1 pseudogene is annotated in these 221 nt (G+C 57.0%); it reads left to right on the forward strand.

What is annotated here, in order from left to right:
* Positions 1–104 precede the first annotated feature (104 nt).
* Positions 105–221, forward strand: a pseudogene (locus QJT78_RS52765) (IS110 family transposase); the annotation flags it as partial.

Genomic DNA, 221 nt, shown 5'->3' on the forward strand with positions numbered 1-221 from the left:
CGCTATTCTTACGACTATCCTTCGACATTGTGACCTCGCGACAAACCATTCCGCGAGATCTTCTAGCCGACCAGATCAGCCCTTAGCGCGTGGTCCCTGCATGACGCTCACACACTAACAAGGTCACCGTCGCCTTGGCGGCAAAGATTGCGCGGATCGCATGGGTAGTGATGACTAAGCCCGGCGCAAGCTACGAACGGCGGGATCCGGCCTTTAGCTGA

The organism is Bradyrhizobium sp. Mp27 (assembly GCF_029953005.1).
GTDB classification, from domain to species: domain Bacteria; phylum Pseudomonadota; class Alphaproteobacteria; order Rhizobiales; family Xanthobacteraceae; genus Bradyrhizobium; species Bradyrhizobium barranii.